At 49.4% G+C, this 17,616-nt stretch carries 15 protein-coding genes; 8 read left to right on the forward strand and 7 right to left on the reverse strand.

The genetic code is table 11. The features are described 5' to 3' along the window. The first annotated feature begins 18 nt into the window (after nt 1–18). Nucleotides 19–2,667, forward strand: a complete 2,649-nt coding sequence (locus EGC76_RS09485) for an EAL domain-containing protein (RefSeq protein WP_220445682.1) — start codon at nt 19–21, stop codon at nt 2,665–2,667. On the opposite strand, the gene EGC76_RS09490 is transcribed toward EGC76_RS09485, so the two are convergent. From EGC76_RS09490 to EGC76_RS09500, 3 genes are read right to left on the reverse strand one after another with little or no spacing between them, the layout of a single operon-like run. After that, nucleotides 2,653–3,942: an anti-phage deoxyguanosine triphosphatase gene (locus tag EGC76_RS09490; RefSeq protein WP_128352758.1), complete on the reverse strand. Its 1,290-nt coding sequence runs from the start codon at nt 3,940–3,942 to the stop codon at nt 2,653–2,655. The two genes, EGC76_RS09485 and EGC76_RS09490, sit on opposite strands and share 15 nt — an antisense overlap. Before the next feature lie 6 nt (nt 3,943–3,948). Beyond that, entirely contained in the window at nt 3,949–4,611 is a 663-nt protein-coding gene (locus EGC76_RS09495) for a class I SAM-dependent methyltransferase (RefSeq protein ID WP_128352759.1), read from the reverse strand. A gap of 4 nt (nt 4,612–4,615) precedes the next feature. Beyond that, nucleotides 4,616–5,101, reverse strand: coding sequence for a YajQ family cyclic di-GMP-binding protein (locus tag EGC76_RS09500; RefSeq protein ID WP_128352760.1), 486 nt, complete (start codon nt 5,099–5,101; stop codon nt 4,616–4,618). Nucleotides 5,102–5,278: 177 nt separating this feature from the next. Here EGC76_RS09500 and EGC76_RS09505 point away from each other — a divergent pair, with 177 nt between their 5' ends. From EGC76_RS09505 to EGC76_RS09520, 4 genes are all read left to right on the forward strand, one after another. Next, nucleotides 5,279–6,190, forward strand: coding sequence for an alpha/beta fold hydrolase (locus EGC76_RS09505; protein ID WP_128352761.1), 912 nt, complete (start codon nt 5,279–5,281; stop codon nt 6,188–6,190). Next, on the forward strand, nt 6,181–7,242 hold the full coding sequence (locus EGC76_RS09510; protein WP_164876827.1) for a hypothetical protein: 1,062 nt from the start codon (nt 6,181–6,183) through the stop codon (nt 7,240–7,242). Before EGC76_RS09505 ends, EGC76_RS09510 begins: the two co-directional genes overlap by 10 nt. An 86-nt stretch (nt 7,243–7,328) precedes the next feature. After that, nucleotides 7,329–8,609 carry an O-acetylhomoserine aminocarboxypropyltransferase/cysteine synthase family protein gene (locus tag EGC76_RS09515; RefSeq protein WP_128352763.1) on the forward strand — a complete coding sequence of 427 codons (1,281 nt, stop codon included), beginning with the start codon at nt 7,329–7,331 and terminating at the stop codon, nt 8,607–8,609. 92 nt (nt 8,610–8,701) lie between these two features. After that, complete coding sequence (locus EGC76_RS09520) at nt 8,702–9,670, forward strand: alpha/beta hydrolase (RefSeq protein WP_128352764.1); 969 nt, start codon at nt 8,702–8,704, stop codon at nt 9,668–9,670. Between the two features lie 13 nt (nt 9,671–9,683). Here the strand turns inward: EGC76_RS09520 and EGC76_RS09525 are convergent, their stop codons facing one another. From EGC76_RS09525 to EGC76_RS09540, 4 genes are all read right to left on the reverse strand, one after another. After that, entirely contained in the window at nt 9,684–11,024 is a 1,341-nt protein-coding gene (locus tag EGC76_RS09525; RefSeq protein ID WP_128352765.1) for a DASH family cryptochrome, read from the reverse strand. Between the two features lie 3 nt (nt 11,025–11,027). Continuing rightward, a complete protein-coding gene (locus EGC76_RS09530; protein ID WP_128352766.1) occupies nt 11,028–12,134 on the reverse strand; it encodes an NADH:flavin oxidoreductase in 1,107 nt (368 codons plus the stop codon). 61 nt (nt 12,135–12,195) lie between these two features. Further along, nucleotides 12,196–13,842: a M48 family metallopeptidase gene (locus tag EGC76_RS09535; RefSeq protein ID WP_128352767.1), complete on the reverse strand. Its 1,647-nt coding sequence runs from the start codon at nt 13,840–13,842 to the stop codon at nt 12,196–12,198. Between the two features lie 15 nt (nt 13,843–13,857). Continuing rightward, a complete protein-coding gene (locus tag EGC76_RS09540; protein WP_128352768.1) occupies nt 13,858–14,451 on the reverse strand; it encodes a LemA family protein in 594 nt (197 codons plus the stop codon). Between the two features lie 81 nt (nt 14,452–14,532). On the opposite strand from EGC76_RS09540, the gene gmk reads away from it, so the two are divergent. From gmk to spoT, 3 genes are read left to right on the forward strand one after another with little or no spacing between them, the layout of a single operon-like run. Then, nucleotides 14,533–15,174, forward strand: a complete 642-nt coding sequence (gene gmk / locus EGC76_RS09545; RefSeq protein WP_128352769.1) for a guanylate kinase — start codon at nt 14,533–14,535, stop codon at nt 15,172–15,174. 44 nt (nt 15,175–15,218) lie between these two features. After that, on the forward strand, nt 15,219–15,494 hold the full coding sequence (gene rpoZ, locus EGC76_RS09550) for a DNA-directed RNA polymerase subunit omega (RefSeq protein ID WP_128352770.1): 276 nt from the start codon (nt 15,219–15,221) through the stop codon (nt 15,492–15,494). Between the two features lie 5 nt (nt 15,495–15,499). Beyond that, nucleotides 15,500–17,614 (forward strand): bifunctional GTP diphosphokinase/guanosine-3',5'-bis pyrophosphate 3'-pyrophosphohydrolase, encoded by a 2,115-nt coding sequence (gene spoT / locus EGC76_RS09555; protein ID WP_128352771.1) that lies wholly within the window; start codon nt 15,500–15,502, stop codon nt 17,612–17,614. Nucleotides 17,615–17,616 lie beyond the last annotated feature (2 nt).

Genomic DNA, 17,616 nt, shown 5'->3' on the forward strand with positions numbered 1-17,616 from the left:
CCAAAAGGACAGCATCGCGTGATTGAACACTGGGGTTTTGTTTCGATCATCAGCGGATTAATGTTGGTGACAGCGGCTGCATGGGTGCTGGCCATCATATTTTGGCGTCGCGCTCGGCGCCAAACCAAACACCTGCAAGCTTTTATTGAAGCTGAATACGACACCTTAAGCTCGCTTGCACAGGACCGCTCGTTGGCCGAAAAGCTCACCGACATTTGTGAGTTGGTTGAATTGCAAATCAAAGACTGTTTTGCCTCGGTGATGATGGTCAACCAAGAAGGGATTGCACTCAATGCTGTCGCGGTTAACACCTTACCGCCGGAATTCACCAAGGCTTTGCAAAATATTCCGATTATCGATGGCGTTGGAGCATGTGGTACTGCTGCCGCGTTGAAACAGCCCGTTATTGTCGAAGATATGCATCGCGATACACGCTTTGAATTATTCACCACCCTCGTTGAACACTACAAATTACGCGCCGCTTGGTCTATACCCGTGTTTGCGCCCGGCGATAAACACTTATTGGGCACTTTCGCACTTTATTCCTCTCAGGCACGAGCGCCAACTGAAGCTGAGCTAAAACTCATTGAGCGCAGTCGCGATCTAATTTCCTTAGTGATCACCCAGCACAATGACCGCATGGAACGCGAGCGCAGTGAACAACATGCGTTGTCGTTGTTTACGCACAATCCCGAGGCGGTTTTTACACTGGATCGTGAAGGGCGCTTTATGAGCTTAAACAACGCTGGGGAGAAATTGCTTGAATTAACTGAGCAGCAGGTGGTTGGTCAGCATTACGAAATGGTGGTATTGGAAGAAGATAAAGCACGTACTAAAGAACATTTTGAAGCCACCAAACGGGGTGAGCCACAGCATTATGAAATTAGAATTTTTAATAACCATGGGCAAGTTCGCCAAATCGAAATTACGAACATGCCGATTATTATTCACGGTCAAATTACCGGTGTGCATGGCATCGCGAAAGACGTAACCCAACAGCGCGATTATGAAGAACGCTTGCAAATACTCGATCGCAGCGTGGAAGCCAGTACCAATGGCGTGGTTATCAGCGATGCACGCAAGAAAGGTTTCCCTATAATTTATGTGAACCCGGCGTTTACTTTAATGAGCGGCTACAGTGCAGATGATATGGTAGGGCGCAGCTGTCGTATCTTGCAGGGGCCAAAATCTGACCCGAATACGGTGAAAGAAATTGCCAGTGCGCTGCGTGCCCAAACCGAAATTCGTTGCACCATTCGAAACTACCGAAAGGATGGCACACCTTTTTGGAATGAACTTATCATTTCACCCGTGCGCGATAGCAACGGCGAAGTAACTCACTTTGTCGGTTTGCAGAATGATATTTCCGAACGCGTTGAACGCGAAGAAAAGCTGGCGTTCCATGCTGAGCATGACGTACTAACCGGACTACCAAACCGGACTGCATTGGAGCGCTTCTTACAGCAAGCGGTGGCACTGAGCGAACAGCGTATTTACGTATTGTTTATCGATTTGGATGGCTTTAAACCAGTCAATGACAGTCTAGGGCACGAGTGTGGCGATCACATTCTTGTGCAAACTGCTCAGCGACTTCAGAAAGTGACCTCGGAATTTGATTTGCTGGCGCGCTTTGGCGGCGATGAGTTTGTTGCGGTGGTGCAGAGCTTACCTGATGATGAAAGCGTGATGAACTATGCACGCACAATTTTAGCTCAATTCGATCGCCCATTCGTATATGAAGACGCCGAAGTGAGCTTGTCAGCCGCAATTGGTATTGCAAGCAGTGAGTTAGCGGTTAAAACCCCCAATGAAATGATTCAACATGCCGACGTGGCCATGTATGAAGCGAAGCGCCGTGGCAGCAATACCTTTCAATGGTTCTCCCCTGATCTTGATTTGGATACACAGCAGCAAATTACGTTGCGTGCACAACTGCAAGAAGCCATTCAAACGCATCAGTTTGAGGTGTTTTACCAGCCGATTGTGTCACGCAATGGTGCGGTTGTGGCCGTTGAGGCGCTGCTACGTTGGAACCACCCTGAACGTGGCTATGTTTCACCGGCTGACTTTATCCCACTTGCTGAACGCACAGGACAAATCGTTGCAATGGGGCACTGGGTGCTAGAGCAAGCGTGCAAAGATGCAGCGCGATTGCGTGAGGCCGGTATCGCTCAGGTCAGTGTGAATTTTTCGCCCATGCAGTTCTATCGCGACGACTTCATTGAGTCCGTGGCTAAATTAGTAGCTAAGTATAAAATTCAACCCAATCAGCTGATGGCTGAAATTACCGAAAATGTATTATTGCGCGACTCTGCTAGCGCGCTAAAAATGATGGCTGACTTACGCGATTTAGGCTTGGAAATCGCCCTTGATGATTTCGGCACCGGGTTTGCGAGTTTGAGTTATTTGAACGTGATACCGGCTCAAAAACTAAAAATTGACCGTTGTTTTGTACAGAATATTGAAAGCAACACCCGCAATGCCGCAATTACCCGCGGGGTGCTGACCATGGCCGCCGAACTCGGCATTTCGGCGGTTGCGGAAGGTGTTGAAACCGAAGCAGAGCGTGACTATTTAACGCGTTATGCATGTGACTATATGCAGGGTTATTTGTTCTGTCGCCCGCAACCAATAAATAAACTGCTGGCGTGGCTAGACCACAAATAAGTTTCGATACATCCGTTCGGCGTAGTCGTCGGTCATACCCGCAACGTAATCACACAAAATGCGGTCAGCCGCTGTTTTATCTTGCTCTTGTTGCGCCTTCTGCCAGCGTTCGCGGGTATTGCGCGGCAATAATCGCAGCGGCTCAGTATGCAACGCGGTGAATAAATCCAACAGCATGTTTTGGCTGCGATAGCGCAACTGCTGAATTGACGGTTCATTAATCACGTGTTCAAACACTACGTCTTTTAAGCTTTTTAGCAGGTAGGCTTCATCTTTTGGCAGCGTGGCGTTAAATCGAATAAGCGGCTCTTCGGCCTCTGGCAGCACCTCTTCAAGGCGCACCGTGGTGACAAAGATATTCACCAATGCCCCTATCGCATTTTTGCGCAGATGATGTTCGCGCGCGAATAGCTGCTCCCCGAGTTCTTGCATCAATTGGGCTAACTTTGCAGGCAACTGATTAATTACCGTATCAACGTGTGCATGCCACTGGCTTTCGCTTAACGTTCCCGTAACCACCGCATCTTCTAAATCATGCACGCCATAAGCTATGTCGTCGGCTAATTCCATCAGCGATGCGTCTAAGGCTTTGTGTATGGATTTTTGCCAAGGCGCTTTGTCTAAGGTGGTGACGGATTGAAACAATTCGCGGTCTGATTCTGAAAGTGGCTGCAATACCCAGTCCAGTAAATCAGCGTCGCAGGCAAACAGTGCTTTGGCTGGTTTCCATTGCGCCAAACTGCCGGGGTGCTCAAGATCTTTGGGTGCCTGCAGCTGCGGCATCAATACGGGGTATTTTAATAATCCGAGTAATGAACGGCGGGTTAAGTCCATGCCGTGCTCTGGATGGTAAGCTTCGAGTTTGCCAACAATACGAAATGTTTGTCCGTTACCTTCAAATCCACCGGCGCCCAGCATTTTAAAATGCAGCGCGGCTTCACCACCATGCCCGAAGGGTGGGTGGCCAATGTCGTGTGCCAAGCACAAGGTTTCCATCAGGTTCAAGTCAGGCAACATGGGTGTTAGTTTTGGCGCGCAAACTTGCTGCAATTGGTTAATTAATGAAGCGCCAATTTGCGCAGCTTCTAAGCTGTGCGTGAGGCGGGTGCGGTAAAAGTCATTTTCACCCACGTTCATGATTTGAGTTTTAGATTGTAACCGCCGAAATGCAGCCGAATGCAGGACGCGCGCACGGTCTCGTTGCCACGGGCTGCGAAGATCACCAGGACGATTTGCTGGATCGCCAGAGCGGCGTTGTTGCCAATGAGATGTCATGCGTTGCTATCCTTGGTCATGCGGTTTTCTAAAAATTACCACATCGCGTGGGTAAATAGTCAGTTCAAGCGCAAACTTTATCGCTAAGTAGCGAAACGTTCGTTCGTGGAAAAAACCAATATGGGTTGGGTCATTTCTATACGTCCAACCTTTGAATCGTTCAGCATCAAGCCAGCGTTGGGTCATGATGCCAAGATAACCACCAGGCTTTAAACATCGGATTAGCGTGTTAAAAACTTCCAGCGGTGCAGCGACATGTTCAATGACCTCGGTACACACAACATAATCATAGCAATGCTGCAGACGCTCTAGTCGGTTGTCATAGTAAATATCATAAGTTGTACAGGGCATTCCGGCTTCAGCAAACATGCTGCTTAATGTCGGGCCTGGGCCACTGCCAAAATCTAATCCGCACGCCCCAGCATCAAGTCGCTCGATCATAGGCTCAAAAATTCGCGCCAAAAACTGTCGATACTGCGGGTCATTCGGGTTGTTTTCATGCAAGTCATAAACCGACTTTTCGGTTTCAGAATCAAGTTGAAACCTTTGTGGTACATGCACCAGTTGGCACTGCTCGCAATGATAGTACTCTCGGCCGCTAAGCAGTCCACGCTGTTGTTGATAAAACAGCGTGGTGCGCAAATTGTTGCAAAGCGGGCACGCCGGCATTGAGCTAGTCGCGGAAGTTCTCAAACTGCAGCGGCAATTCAATATCGGAGTTTTTCAACAATGCGATAGCTTGCTGCAAGTCGTCACGCTTTTTGCCTGTAACGCGAACTTTGTCACCTTGAATGGAGGCCTGCACCTTGATTTTACTTTCTTTGATTTTCTTGGTGATTTCTTTGCCGAGCGGCTGATCAATGCCTTGCTTGAAGGTTAATGCGAGGCTATATGTTTTACCGCTATGGGTTGGTTCATCCGGCATTTCAATACCAGCCATGCTGATGTTGCGCTTGGCACAATGGTTGTTAAATACGTCTTGCAGCTGGCGCACTTGAAAGTCTGACTCTGAGGTTAGCGTAACCGTTAGGTCATTCAATTCGATAGTGGCTTCTACGCCGCGAAAGTCAAAACGCGTGGTGATTTCACGGGTTGCATTATCCACCGCATTTTTCAATTCAACTTTGTCGATTTCAGAAACAATATCAAAACTTGGCATGGTTGTTTGTCACCTAATTATTAACTTACATATTCGGATTATCGCAATAAGTGAGGCGTTATACAAAACCATATCAAAAATTATGGATTTATTATTTTGGACATCTAAACGTCCATATTGATATTGTCAGTAAAAGCCGATACATTAGCGTCATCCAATTTTAATGAGGCTTACTTCATGACCCACGCATCAATTGCGCCAGCTGTTACACATACCTGCCCAGTGCCAGGTGGTGTGCTGTACCTGAATGAAATAGGTAATGGGCCGTTAGTATTAGTATTAGGAGGTATCTCGGGCGACCGCGATGCCATCACCGATACCGAAGACGGTTGGTGGCAAGGGCTTGCTGAGGCGGTAAATCCTAGCAAATTTAAGATAATTACAGTTGACTATGCTGGTGGCAATGGCGCATCGGAAGTTGCCGCGCTGCCAACCACAATTACCGAGCAAGCCGCCTACATCAGCACCGCGTTGCAGGAGCTTGATTGGTTGGAGTTTCATGCCGTGGTGGGTGGTTCTTACGGTGGCTTGGTAGCGCTTGAGCTGGCGCAAGATAAACGCCTGCAGTTCCAGCGCGTGGCAGTTATTGGCGCTGCCCATCGGCCGACCGCTCAAGCTGTTATGTTACGAGCGCTGCAGCGCGAATTCGTGCGCTTGGGCGATGCTGCTGGGCAGCCGCAACGCGGCGCTCAACTGGCACGTGCACTGGCTATGCTGAGTTATCGTAGCGCCGATGGCATGGATCAGTACTATCCCAATCCGAAAGATGCCGTCGCCTACATTGAAAGTCGCGGTCTTCGTACGGTGGAGCGGTCGTTACCCCGTGCGCGGCAATTGTTTGAGATTTTTGGGCCGGCCCTTGATGACTACCGAATTGAGCCATACCACATAGAGCAGCCGACGCTGTTGATTGGTTTTGATAGCGATCAATTGGTACCGCCGAGCTTGCTGCATGAATTTCACGCTGCGCTGCCCGACGGGCGCGGTTGTCATATCTTGCCTTCTACTTATGGTCACGACGGCTTTATTAAGAACACGGCCGATTACGCAGCTGTTCTTGCAAGCTTTTTGGAATGCTCATGCAACTGATGCACGCCAAACAGCTCGCTATTATTGTGGTTGGTTTAGGGAATATTGGTCAAACTTGGTTGCGTGACTTTGCCCATCGACTTCCGGCCTCGGCCTACGTGCACGCAGCAGCAAACTCAAAACGCTTATGGTTATGGCCGTTACCCGTGAACTATCGGGAGCAGCGGGAGACTGATGCTGTAGACCAAGCCCTGATGCGCGAAATTACCACTCTAAACGAACGTAATCAGCCCGTTGTGGTGTTGGACTTAACCGCATCAAAGAGGGTCAGCCGAGCCTATCCGGATTGGATAGCCGCAGGTGCGCACATTATAAGCGCCAATAAATACGCTGGTTCAAGCCATCCTGACTACTACCAGCAAGTTCGGCAGGCACTAAGCGATCACCAACGATACTGGCTCTACAACACCACTGTGGGCGCTGGGCTACCCATTCAAAAGGCTATTCGCGAAAGGTTGGATTGTTACGATCAAATCACCGCAATGGAAGGTAATTTTTCGGGCTCTTTATCGTGGATATTTCAGCAGTACCGTCCGGGCGACAGCCTTTCACGTTGGTTGCGCAAAGCCGCCGATTTAGGTTTTACCGAACCGGATCCACGCACCGATTTAAGCGGTATGGATGTCGCCCGCAAGCTCCTGATTCTGGCACGGGATGCTGGCTGGGCACTTGAGCTTGCTGACGTTAACCTTCAAAACTTGGTTCCGGCCGCACTGCGCGAATGCAGTGTTGAACAATTTTGGCAGCATGGTGAGCTGTTTGATAATGCGTTTGACCAATGGCGTTTGCAGGCATTCCCTGACGCGAAACAGTTTTGTTATATTGGCAGCGTAAAGCAATCCAACTCAGGGCATATTGACGCCGAAGCCAGCTTAGTACCCGTTAGCGCGGATTCACCCTATGCACATTTGCCGCCAGGTAATGCGAATTTCATTATTCGCAGTCAACAATACCAGCACAACCCGTTAATCATACAAGGGCCAGGCGCTGGACCTGAAGTGACAGCCGCGGGCGTGCACAGCGATATTCTCGAGCTACTTAAACAACTTTAAATAATGCTTGCACCATGATGGCTTTTAATTATTATAGACGTCTAAACGTATAAACATCTGTAATTAATCGATTGTAAGAGGCCGTCATGACTGCAACCTATCAACCCGCCACATTAGCTATTCATCATGGCTATGAAACTGACCCTACCACCAAGTCGGTCGCGGTACCGATTTATCAAACCGCGGCTTACGAATTTGATAGTGCGCAGCACGGCGCGGACTTATTCGATTTGGTTGTTCCCGGGAACATTTATTCGCGCATTATGAACCCAACCAATGACGTGCTAGAGCAGCGTGTAGCAGCCCTTGAAGGGGGCATTGCCGGGCTGGCGGTTGCATCCGGTATGGCAGCCATTCATTACACACTGATCACGTTGGCGAAGCAGGGTGATAACATTGTTACCACGCCGCAAATTTACGGTGGAACCTATACGTTATTTGCACACCAGCTGCCGGCCTTAGGCATCGAAGTGCGCTTTGCAAAAGACGACTCACCGGCTTCGTTAGCGGCGCTGGTGGACGACAATACAAAGGCTTTATATTGCGAAAGCATCGGTAATCCTGCGGGCAACATTGCCGATATCAAGGGGCTGGCTGAGGTTGCTGAGCAAGCCGGCGTACCTTTGATTGTGGATAATACGGTCGCAACCCCTATCTTATGCCAACCATTGGCACTGGGTGCGCATATCGTGGTGCATTCGTTAACGAAGTACATTGGTGGTCACGGCACCACGGTGGGGGGCATTGTGGTTGACGGCGGCCGTTTTGACTGGGTTAAGCACGGCCAAAAATTCCCACAATTTAGCCAGCCGGAGCCGGCTTATCATGGGGTGATTTACAATGAAGCTTTTGAAGCAGCGGCATTTATTGCCCGAGCACGTACGGTAGCGCTTCGCAACACAGGCTCAGCGTTATCACCTTTTAACGCCTTCTTAATTTTACAGGGTCTGGAAACCTTAGAACTGCGGATGCAACGACACTGCGAGAACACACAACGGGTGGTCGATTACTTACGCCAGCATGAACATGTGGATTGGGTTAACTATGCCGGCACCTCTGATCACCCTCATTATCACCTTGCTCAAGCGACAATTAAGGGCGGGTTACCCGCTTCGCTGCTAACTTTTGGTATCAAAGGCGGCTATGAAGCGGGGGTAAAATTTTATGACCAGTTGCAGTTATTCAAGCGGTTAGTAAATATTGGAGATGCGAAATCATTGGCGTGTCATCCAGCGTCGACCACGCACCGTCAGCTAACACCAGACGAACAGGCGAAGGTTGGCGTCAAGCCTGAAGCAATACGCTTGTGTGTGGGCATAGAGCATATTGACGATATCCTCGCTGACTTGGCACAAGCGCTCGCCTAATTAACGCAACGTAAAGACTGTTGGCGTTACGTAAAGAAGTGATATTATCGGGGAATATATCAATTGTCAGATAAGCATGTTGAGGTTCCCCGATGTATCGCAAGTTGTGTTTTGGACTGCTCGCCGTCACCCTATTACAGGGGTGTGCCACCTACGTTGAGCATAAATTATTAAATCGGGTTGAGCCTTTGGGTATTCCTGCCAACATGCCGGAAATTATTGCGGAACTTGGTGGTGAATCACGTCAGTTTTGTATGCCACATCTGGGCGGTTGTACCGAGTATTTGTATGGTGCGCCAATTAAGGATGAAACCGGCCGCAGTTTTTCGTTTACTGCGGTGGGCGACGATAAAACCATTGAATACAAGTTAGCCTTAGACCGTAAGCAAATTCCTGAAGCGCGCCGTGGCACCATGGTCATGTTACATGGCTACGGTGGCAGCAAAGAAACCATGTTCTTCCTTGCAGATTACTACCGTTTTATCGGTTTTCATGTGGTTATTCCGGATTTAAAAGGCCATGGCGGGTCATCGCATGATACACCTGGTTTTGCGGTTGAAGATGCTGACATGATCACCACATTAATTGACTCCCTGCCGGCGCGCGAACGGCCGCACCCGATTTATTTAACCGGCTTTTCAATGGGTGCATTAGCGGCGGTGCATGTGGCGCGGCAGCGTAACGACATTAGCGGTATGGTGCTGTTAGCACCCATGCGTCAATTTGAAGATGCGGTTTATGAAGTCACTAAGATGACCTACAAAAACACCAGTAAAATTGTTTCTGAAAAGTCAATTCGCGAAGGTGTTCGTAATGCTCTTGTTACGAAAGAAATTGATCCGTCTTCTTTAGATTTGCACCAGGTGTTGCCGCCAGTAAAAGTTCCTACGCTCATTCTAGCCAGTGATGTTGATCCGGTGGGGCCATATGACTATTTTGAAGCGCTTAATTCGCGTTATGTGACCGTGAAGCTGATTCAGGATAGACACCATTTTTTAATGGGGATTATGGATCCGAAAATGCACGAGCATTTGTACACGTGGCTGCAAAAACAGCGCTAAGCGCATTTAGGAATTAGCGTATTGGCCAGTCGGCAGCATCGCTGTGATCGAGATGCTGCTCGTGGTCGTCACCTTGCCAGCGTTCTATAAACTCGCGTTTTGGGTCATACATAGCGGTTTGCTTGCCCAGATCAAACCAACGATGGCCGCGCGGGTCGGCGCCAACTCCGGCTAAGTACTGCCAATTGCCCCAATTCGCAGCAACGTCATAATCAACCAGCTGCTGTTCAAAGTAGGCCGCACCATAGCGCCAATCTAGTCCAAGCTCATGAACAAAACAGCTTGCGACTAATTGTCGGCCGCGATTTGAAATATAGCCGGTGGCATTAAGCTGTTTCATGCACGCATTCACAATTGGGTAGGGTGTATTTCCCTGGCACCACTTTTGAAAACGCCCAGGATAAAAGCTGGTTGTGGGGCGGTGGCCTTGAATGCCTCCGGCAGCAAATACTTGGTTGCCGTAATGCTGTGCATACCAATGAAAATATTCGCGCCAGAGTAATTCAAAAAATATCCAATAGGTACTCTCATTAGCGCCTTGCCGGGCTTCATGTTGGTCTAACTGTGCTAGAACTTGTCTTGCCGACACAGAACCGTCGGCCAGCCATGGTGAAAACTTGGTGGAGTGCTGCCAGGTGTCCAGTGCGTTGCGGGTGGTCTTGTAGTGCTGTGCAGCGTTGCTCTTGAAATAGCCCTCGATATGTTGCTGACCCGCTGCGCTACCCCCACTGAAAGGGCTGTTTTCGTTGGGTGTTGCGGGTGGCTGAAAAGTCGAGCAATTTAAACGGGCTGGCTTCGGTGGTAACGACGCGGGGGCTGGCAACGGCGCTTTGATAGCCGGCCGTAAGCTGTTGCTTTCGACATATTTGCGGAATTTCGAAAACGATGCCGGAAAGCTCTCAGTTTGAGACGGCATGATGTGTTGTAGTTGCGCGCGTTCAAACAAGGTGGTGGTGTCATCTTGCACGTAGTCCAGAAAAGGGTAGCGCTCGCGCACAATATCAAAATAGTGGCGCTCGTAAGCACCGGACTGATGGCTGCGATAGATGGCATCAACACCAAATTCTGCAATCAGTTTAGCGACCGCATGCAAAGGCGCCTCATAGGAAACAAATAAGCGTTGGCCCAGCGTCTGCAGTTGGTTGTCGAGGTCGGCGAGGCTTTGTTGTAAAAATTGCCAGCGTAATTCGCCCATACTGCGCAACCCGTATCGATTCGGTTGAAACCATTTCGGGTTCACACAATACAAACAAATGAGCTGCTGGCATTCTTGAGCAGCGTGGTGCAGCAACGGGTGGTCGTCGGTGCGTAAATCATTTTCAAACCAAACTAAACCCACCCGATGCTTGGCCATTGGCTACACCAGCTCTTTCAATGCGGCCTTGCTGAATGCTTCAACCTCATCTTCACGGCCATCACGCATTTTTTGCAGCCAATTGGGGTCTTGCAACAGGGCACGACCAACCGCAATAAGTTCGAATTCGTGGTTACCCATACGTTTAACGAGCTCATCGATACCTGATTTTTCTACTGCAGGTTTGTCGGAAGCAAAGGTACCGCTGATAAAGTCTTCGGTAAGGCCAACGCTGCCTACTGAAATAGCAGGTTTACCAGTTAGCTTCTGCGTCCAACCGGCTAAGTTCAGATCAGACCCTTCAAATTCTGTTTCCCAGAACCGGCGCGTTGAGGCATGGAAAATATCCACACCCGCATCAATCAGCAGGTCGAGCAATTCTTTCAGTTGTTCTGGCGTGTTAGCTAACTTGCCGTCGTAGTCTTGCTGTTTCCACTGCGAGAAGCGAAATACGATGGCAAAGTCTTTGCCGACAGCGGTCCGCACGGCCCGCACAATTTCGCAGGCGAATCGGGCGCGGTTTGCGAGTGAACCGCCATAGCTATCGTCGCGTTTATTGGTGCCTTCCCATAAAAATTGGTCAATTAAATAACCGTGTGCACCATGAATTTCAACACCGTCAAAACCCACATCCTTGGCTTGTTTGGCCGAGTCAGCGAAGGCAGCGACCACGTCATCAATATCCTGCTGGGTCATGGTGACGCCGTTTGGTTTACCCGGGGCGAACAACCCAGACGGGCTATAGGCTGGCGCAGCATTGTCATCTTCTGGCTTGCGTACGCCACCCACGTGCCATAACTGTGGAATAATTTGTCCACCCGCTTGGTGCACGGCATCAACGACCTGTTTCCAGCCTGCCATAGCCTGTTCACCAAAAATATGGGGCACGTTCGGGAAGCCGCTTGCACCGGGATGATTGATTTCAACACCTTCGGTGATGATGAGGCCCACTTCGCCTTCGGCCCGACGCTGGTAGTAGCTAACAACAGCAGCATTTGGCACGTTGCCGGGAGAAAAGCTGCGTGTCATAGGCGCCATAACAACGCGATTACGCAGGTTCAGTGACTTGCATGAAAATGGTTGAAGTAACGGGGATAAATCGGTCGACATGATAACTCCTTGAATCAGTCTGGTGATGGCATTACGGAATAACTCAGCAAAACGATCGTTGTTAGGCGTTATTCAGCATTTCATCGGGAAGAGGTTCTTCAATGCAGGCACATAGCGTCGCAACAAGTTTGCGCTCGGTATCTGAGATATGTTGGTCTGCCGCGACAGTTTCAACCCATTTCTTAACCAACGGCTGTTTTGCCCGTGGTGACCAGCTTTTACAAGTATTTAGCGCCTGTTCAAGTTGACGAAAATCGACCGGTTCTTTTTGTTCCGCACGTTTCAAGGCAACGACTGTTGCGGCAAAGGCTTCCGCATTATCAAGCTTCGCTTGAAATCGTTTGTCTTTGGTTAGCTGGCGGGCCAGTAGCTGGTAAAGGCACCAATGGAATAAGTCGTCGCTTTGGTCAAGGCGTTCGAGATCTTGCAGCAGAGCGAGCCTGTCTGAGTCTTTCGCTACGCGCAGTGCTGGTACTGACAGTTCAACTAATGCCAACTGCTGCGCTGGTGTCAGTGCCGTTAAGTTTGGGTGGCTTTCACCGAATAGCTGACCCACCACCATGTCACGAATAAACTGCGGTGCCTGTTGCGGCGATCGGGCTCGCTCAAGCAACAATGCTGGCAAAGCTAACATCGCTAAGCGATTCAATGCGGATGGTTGCGATTGGCTGGCTTGCTGTTCAGTTTCAGACTGAGCCATGGCCTGTTTGGGTTGCGGGTAGCGACCATTCCAGCTAGGTTGGATGCGCTTAATGCGTTTGTCCAGCGGTGGGTGTGTGGCCATTAAAGTTAGCCAAGAGCTGAGCGCTTGGCCAAAAAACAGGTGGGCTGTTTCATCGGCATTGGCATGTGCAATGCGGCTGCCGTGTTCACGCGCGCCAATTTGTTGCAGCGCACCGGACAATGCTTCTGGATTACGAGTAAACTGCACGGCTGCGGCGTCAGCTAAATATTCACGCTGTCGACTTACCGCAGACTTGATTAAATTGCCAAAAAACACACCAATGTAGCCGATGATGAATAAGGCTAAGCCCACTAATGGCAACGCATTGCCATTACCGCGCCTACGGGCGCCGCTAAAACGCGCTGAGTGAATAAATATTCGGCCCACATGTGCAATCAACAGAATTCCTGCAAGTGCGGCGATTAAGCGAATATTAAGACGCATGTCGCCATTCAAAATATGGCTGAACTCGTGTGCGACTACCGCTTGAAGTTGCTCACGCGAAAAAGTTTCGACCGCACCGCGGGTTAAGCCAATTACCGCATCTTTGGTTTCGTAACCTGCGGCAAAGGCATTGATGTTGCTTTCATTGGGAAGTAAATAAACCGCCGGAACCGGCATGTTTGCAGCAATCGCCATTTCTTCGACGACATTAAGAATACGCCGCTCTAACGGATCTGTGGTGTCTGGGGAGATGCGCTCGCCGCCCAAGCTTTCAGCAACCACGTGGCCGCCGGGCTTAAGGCTGAGCCACTTGACCAACATGGCCATTAAAATACCGCCGCCTACTAACACCACCACCCAGGCAATAGGCTCCCAACTGAAGTGGTATTCCCCGTTTTGTTGCACCGCAACGCCACCGAAAATAGCGGCTGTGACCAAAGCAACGAAACCGATAATCAACGTAAAGGCAATCAGAAACAGCACAACCAGCAGGCCAGTGTTACGCTTGGCCTGCTGTTGGTGTTCAAAAAAATTAACCATACTTAGTCGCTCGCCTTAAAAATTAACTTTTGGCGCGGCTTGAATCTCGGCGCTGTCAGCAAACTCAAGCAAGTTGGCGTCTTTGCTATGCCCAAAGAAGCTTGCAAAAACCACTGGCGGGAATGACTGACGATAGGTGTTGTAAGTCATTACAGCGTCATTAAATGCCTGCCGTGAAAATGCCACGCGGTTTTCCGTACTGGTTAATTCTTCACTAACCTGCATCATGTTTTGGTTGGCTTTTAAATCTGGGTAAGCTTCCATCACTACGTTCAGGCGGCCAAGCGCACTGCCCAAAGCTGATTCCGCACCACCGAGTTGTTGCATGGCACCCGCATTGGTTGGGTCTTTTGCCGCATTCGGCAATGCCGCTGCAGCTTGGTTACGCGCCGAAATAACGGCTTCTAATGTTTCACGTTCGTGGGTTAAGTAAGCTTTTGCTGTTTCAACCAAGTTAGGAATCAGGTCATAGCGGCGCTTCAGTTGCACTTCAATTTGCGCAAAGGCGTTTTCGAATTGATTTTTAAAGCGTACTAGTTTGTTGTAGATGCCAATTAGGTAAACCAGCAACACTACTACTGCAATGATAATAATCCAGCCTGTAGTCATCCCGTTTCTCCGCTCTAGTTATTTGTCTATGCAACATGCTATGCTTTGCCGTTATTAGCAAGCCAATCAATGTAATTATTCATGAAAACACCAATCGCCAACGGCAACTTGTTTATTTTGGCTGCTCCAAGTGGGGCAGGTAAATCCAGTTTAATTCGTGCGTTGCTGGAACGCCATAGCCATGACAGCATGCAAGTGTCTGTGTCGTGTACTACCCGTGCGCCACGCCCTGGTGAAGTTAACGGTGAGCACTACCACTTTCTTACCGAAAGCCAATTCAAAGATAAAATCACCAATAATGAATTTTATGAATGGGCGCACGTGTTCGGTAACTACTACGGTACCTCACGCACTTACATTGAACAGACTTTAGCGCAAGGCATTGACGTGTTTCTTGATATCGATTGGCAAGGTGCACGTCAGGTTCGTGAAGCGCACCCAAGTGCCCAGTCAATTTTTATTGTTCCGCCAAGTCTGGAAACTCTTGAGCAGCGCTTGCGCGCCAGGGGGCAAGACAGCGACGAAGTTATTTGCTCGCGTATGGCAAAAGCTCAGGCGGAAATGTCGCATTATCATGAGTTTGACTACCTGTTGGTCAACGACAAATTTGAGCAAACGTTGGCGCAACTTGAGCATATTGTATTTGCGCAGCGGCTTAAGTTAGGATTACAACAAGTGCGGCATGCCGCTAAACTCAAAGATCTCTTGGCGAATGGCGGGTAAATCCGTATAATTCCTGACCCGTTTTGCACATAGTTGGAGTAAACATGGCTCGCGTAACTGTAGAAGATGCTGTTGACCGTATTGGCAACCGATTTGATTTAGTACTGGTATCAGCACGTCGTGCTCGCCAATTGGCAACCCAAGGCAAAGAAGCTTTGGTTCCTTGGAAGAACAATGAAAAAGCCACCGTTGTCGCCTTGCGCGAAATTGAAGGCGGATTTATTGACGCGAAGCGTTTAGACGCTGAAGAGCGTACTGAAATGGCGCAAAAAGACGCCGAAGAAATGGCGGCCGTTGACGCAATTCGTGGGCTTGAGTAAATCGGGTGTATTTGTTTGAAGGCCTCAGGCAACAGCTAGCTGAGTATTTGCCACCAGAAGAGGTGGAGCGCGCTGCTGCGGCCTTCAAATTAGCTGCCGACGGACACAAGCTACAAAAACGCCATAGCGGCGAACCTTATATTACCCACCCCGTGGCAGTCGCAGGCCTATTGGCTGACATGCGACTCGATCACGAAACCATCATGGCCGCGTTGCTGCATGATGTGATTGAAGATACCCAATATACCCAAGAAGACCTTGCGGAACAGTTTGGCTCTACCGTCGCCGAATTGGTTGAGGGTGTGTCCAAGTTGGACAAGTTGCAGTTTCATTCGAAAGAAGAGCTGCAAACTGAAAACTATCGCAAAATGATCATGGCGATGGTGCAAGACATACGGGTGATTTTGATCAAGTTAGCAGACCGCACGCACAATATGCGTACTATCGGGCATTTGCGTCCTGAGAAGCGTCGCCGCATTGCCCGTGAAACACTCGAAATCTATGCGCCACTTGCTCATCGTTTGGGTATTCACGATATTAAGAATGAACTCGAGTTGCTCGGCTTTCATGCCTTGCATCCGTGGCGCGCGAAATTACTTGAGTCAGAAGTTAAAAAAGCCCGCGGTAACCGACGTGAGTTGGTTGAGCGGGTGCAAGAAGAAATTGAAAAGCGCTTAAAAGACGTTGGCATCAAAGCCCGCGTACTTGGCCGCGAAAAGCATCTATACAGCATCTATCACAAAATGCGCGACAAAGAGCTGAAGTTCGAGCAAGTGATGGATATTTACGCGTTTCGGGTGATTGTTGATGAACTCGATACCTGCTATCGCGTTCTTGGTGCGTTACACAACTTATATAAGCCAATTGAAACGCGCTTTAAAGATTACATAGCCATTCCCAAGTCGAATGGCTACCAGTCGCTGCATACATCGTTAAAAGGCCCACACGGTATCCCTGTTGAAGTTCAAATTCGTACCGAAGAAATGAACTTAATGGCAGATCGTGGCGTTGCGGCGCACTGGCTGTATAAAACCGACGAGAGCACCGGCACTACCGCGCAGGTTCGCGCGCGGCGCTGGATGCAGAGTTTGCTTGAGTTGCAGCAAAGCACAGGCAACACCTTTGAATTTATTGAAAACGTGAAGTCAGAGCTGTTCCCTGAAGAAATTTATGTGTTTACGCCAGAAGGGCGCATCATTGAGTTACCGCAAGGCGCTACGCCTGTTGATTTTGCCTATGCGGTGCATACGGATATCGGTAACACCTGTATCGGTGCGCGCGTCAATCACAAGGTGTATTCGTTGTCGAAGCCATTGGAAACGGGGCAAACCGTTGAAATCAAAACGGCGCCCGGTTCTCGGCCAAATATTGCATGGCTAAACTTTGCCGTTACCGGCAAAGCACGGGCGAAAATTCGCCAGTACTTGAAAGGTCAAGAGTCACGCGAGGCGGAATATTTAGGCGAACGATTGTTGCGTGCAGCTTTAGGTCCAGTGAACTATGATGAGATTCCTGCAGCAGACTTCAAGCGCGTGCTAAAAGAAGTGAAGCTCGACGACGTACCGGCACTGCTGCGTGAAATTGGTCTCGGCAACATGATGTCGATAGCCATCGCAAAACGGTTACTTGGCGAACTGGCCCAACTCAAAGATGAACAAGCTGCTTCGATGGCGAAATCCACGTTAGCCATTCGCGGTGCAGAAGGCTTGCTGGTTAGCTTCGCAAAATGTTGCCGACCAATTCCTGGTGACGATATTATTGCCCATGTAAGCCCCGGTAAGGGTCTGGTTGTGCACCGCCGTGAATGTAAAAACGTGCGCGGCTATGAAGAAGAGCCAGGCCGTTATTTCCCAGTACAGTGGGAAACCAACATGGACGCTGAATTTACGACTGAAGTGCGGGTGGAAATTGTGAACCACCAAGGCGCTTTAGCCAAACTTACGGCATCGATAGCGAGTACTGGCTGCAATATTCATGGCCTGAAAACTGAAGAGCTTGATGCCAATGTCTATTACATTGATATCGCACTGAGTGTGCGAGATAGAAAACAACTCGCCGATGTTATTCGCCACATTCGAAAAATGCCGAATGTGCAGCGTGTATCGCGATTAAGGAAGTAACC

The sequence above is a fragment of the Pseudidiomarina gelatinasegens genome, assembly GCF_004025325.1.
GTDB lineage: Bacteria > Pseudomonadota > Gammaproteobacteria > Enterobacterales > Alteromonadaceae > Pseudidiomarina > Pseudidiomarina gelatinasegens.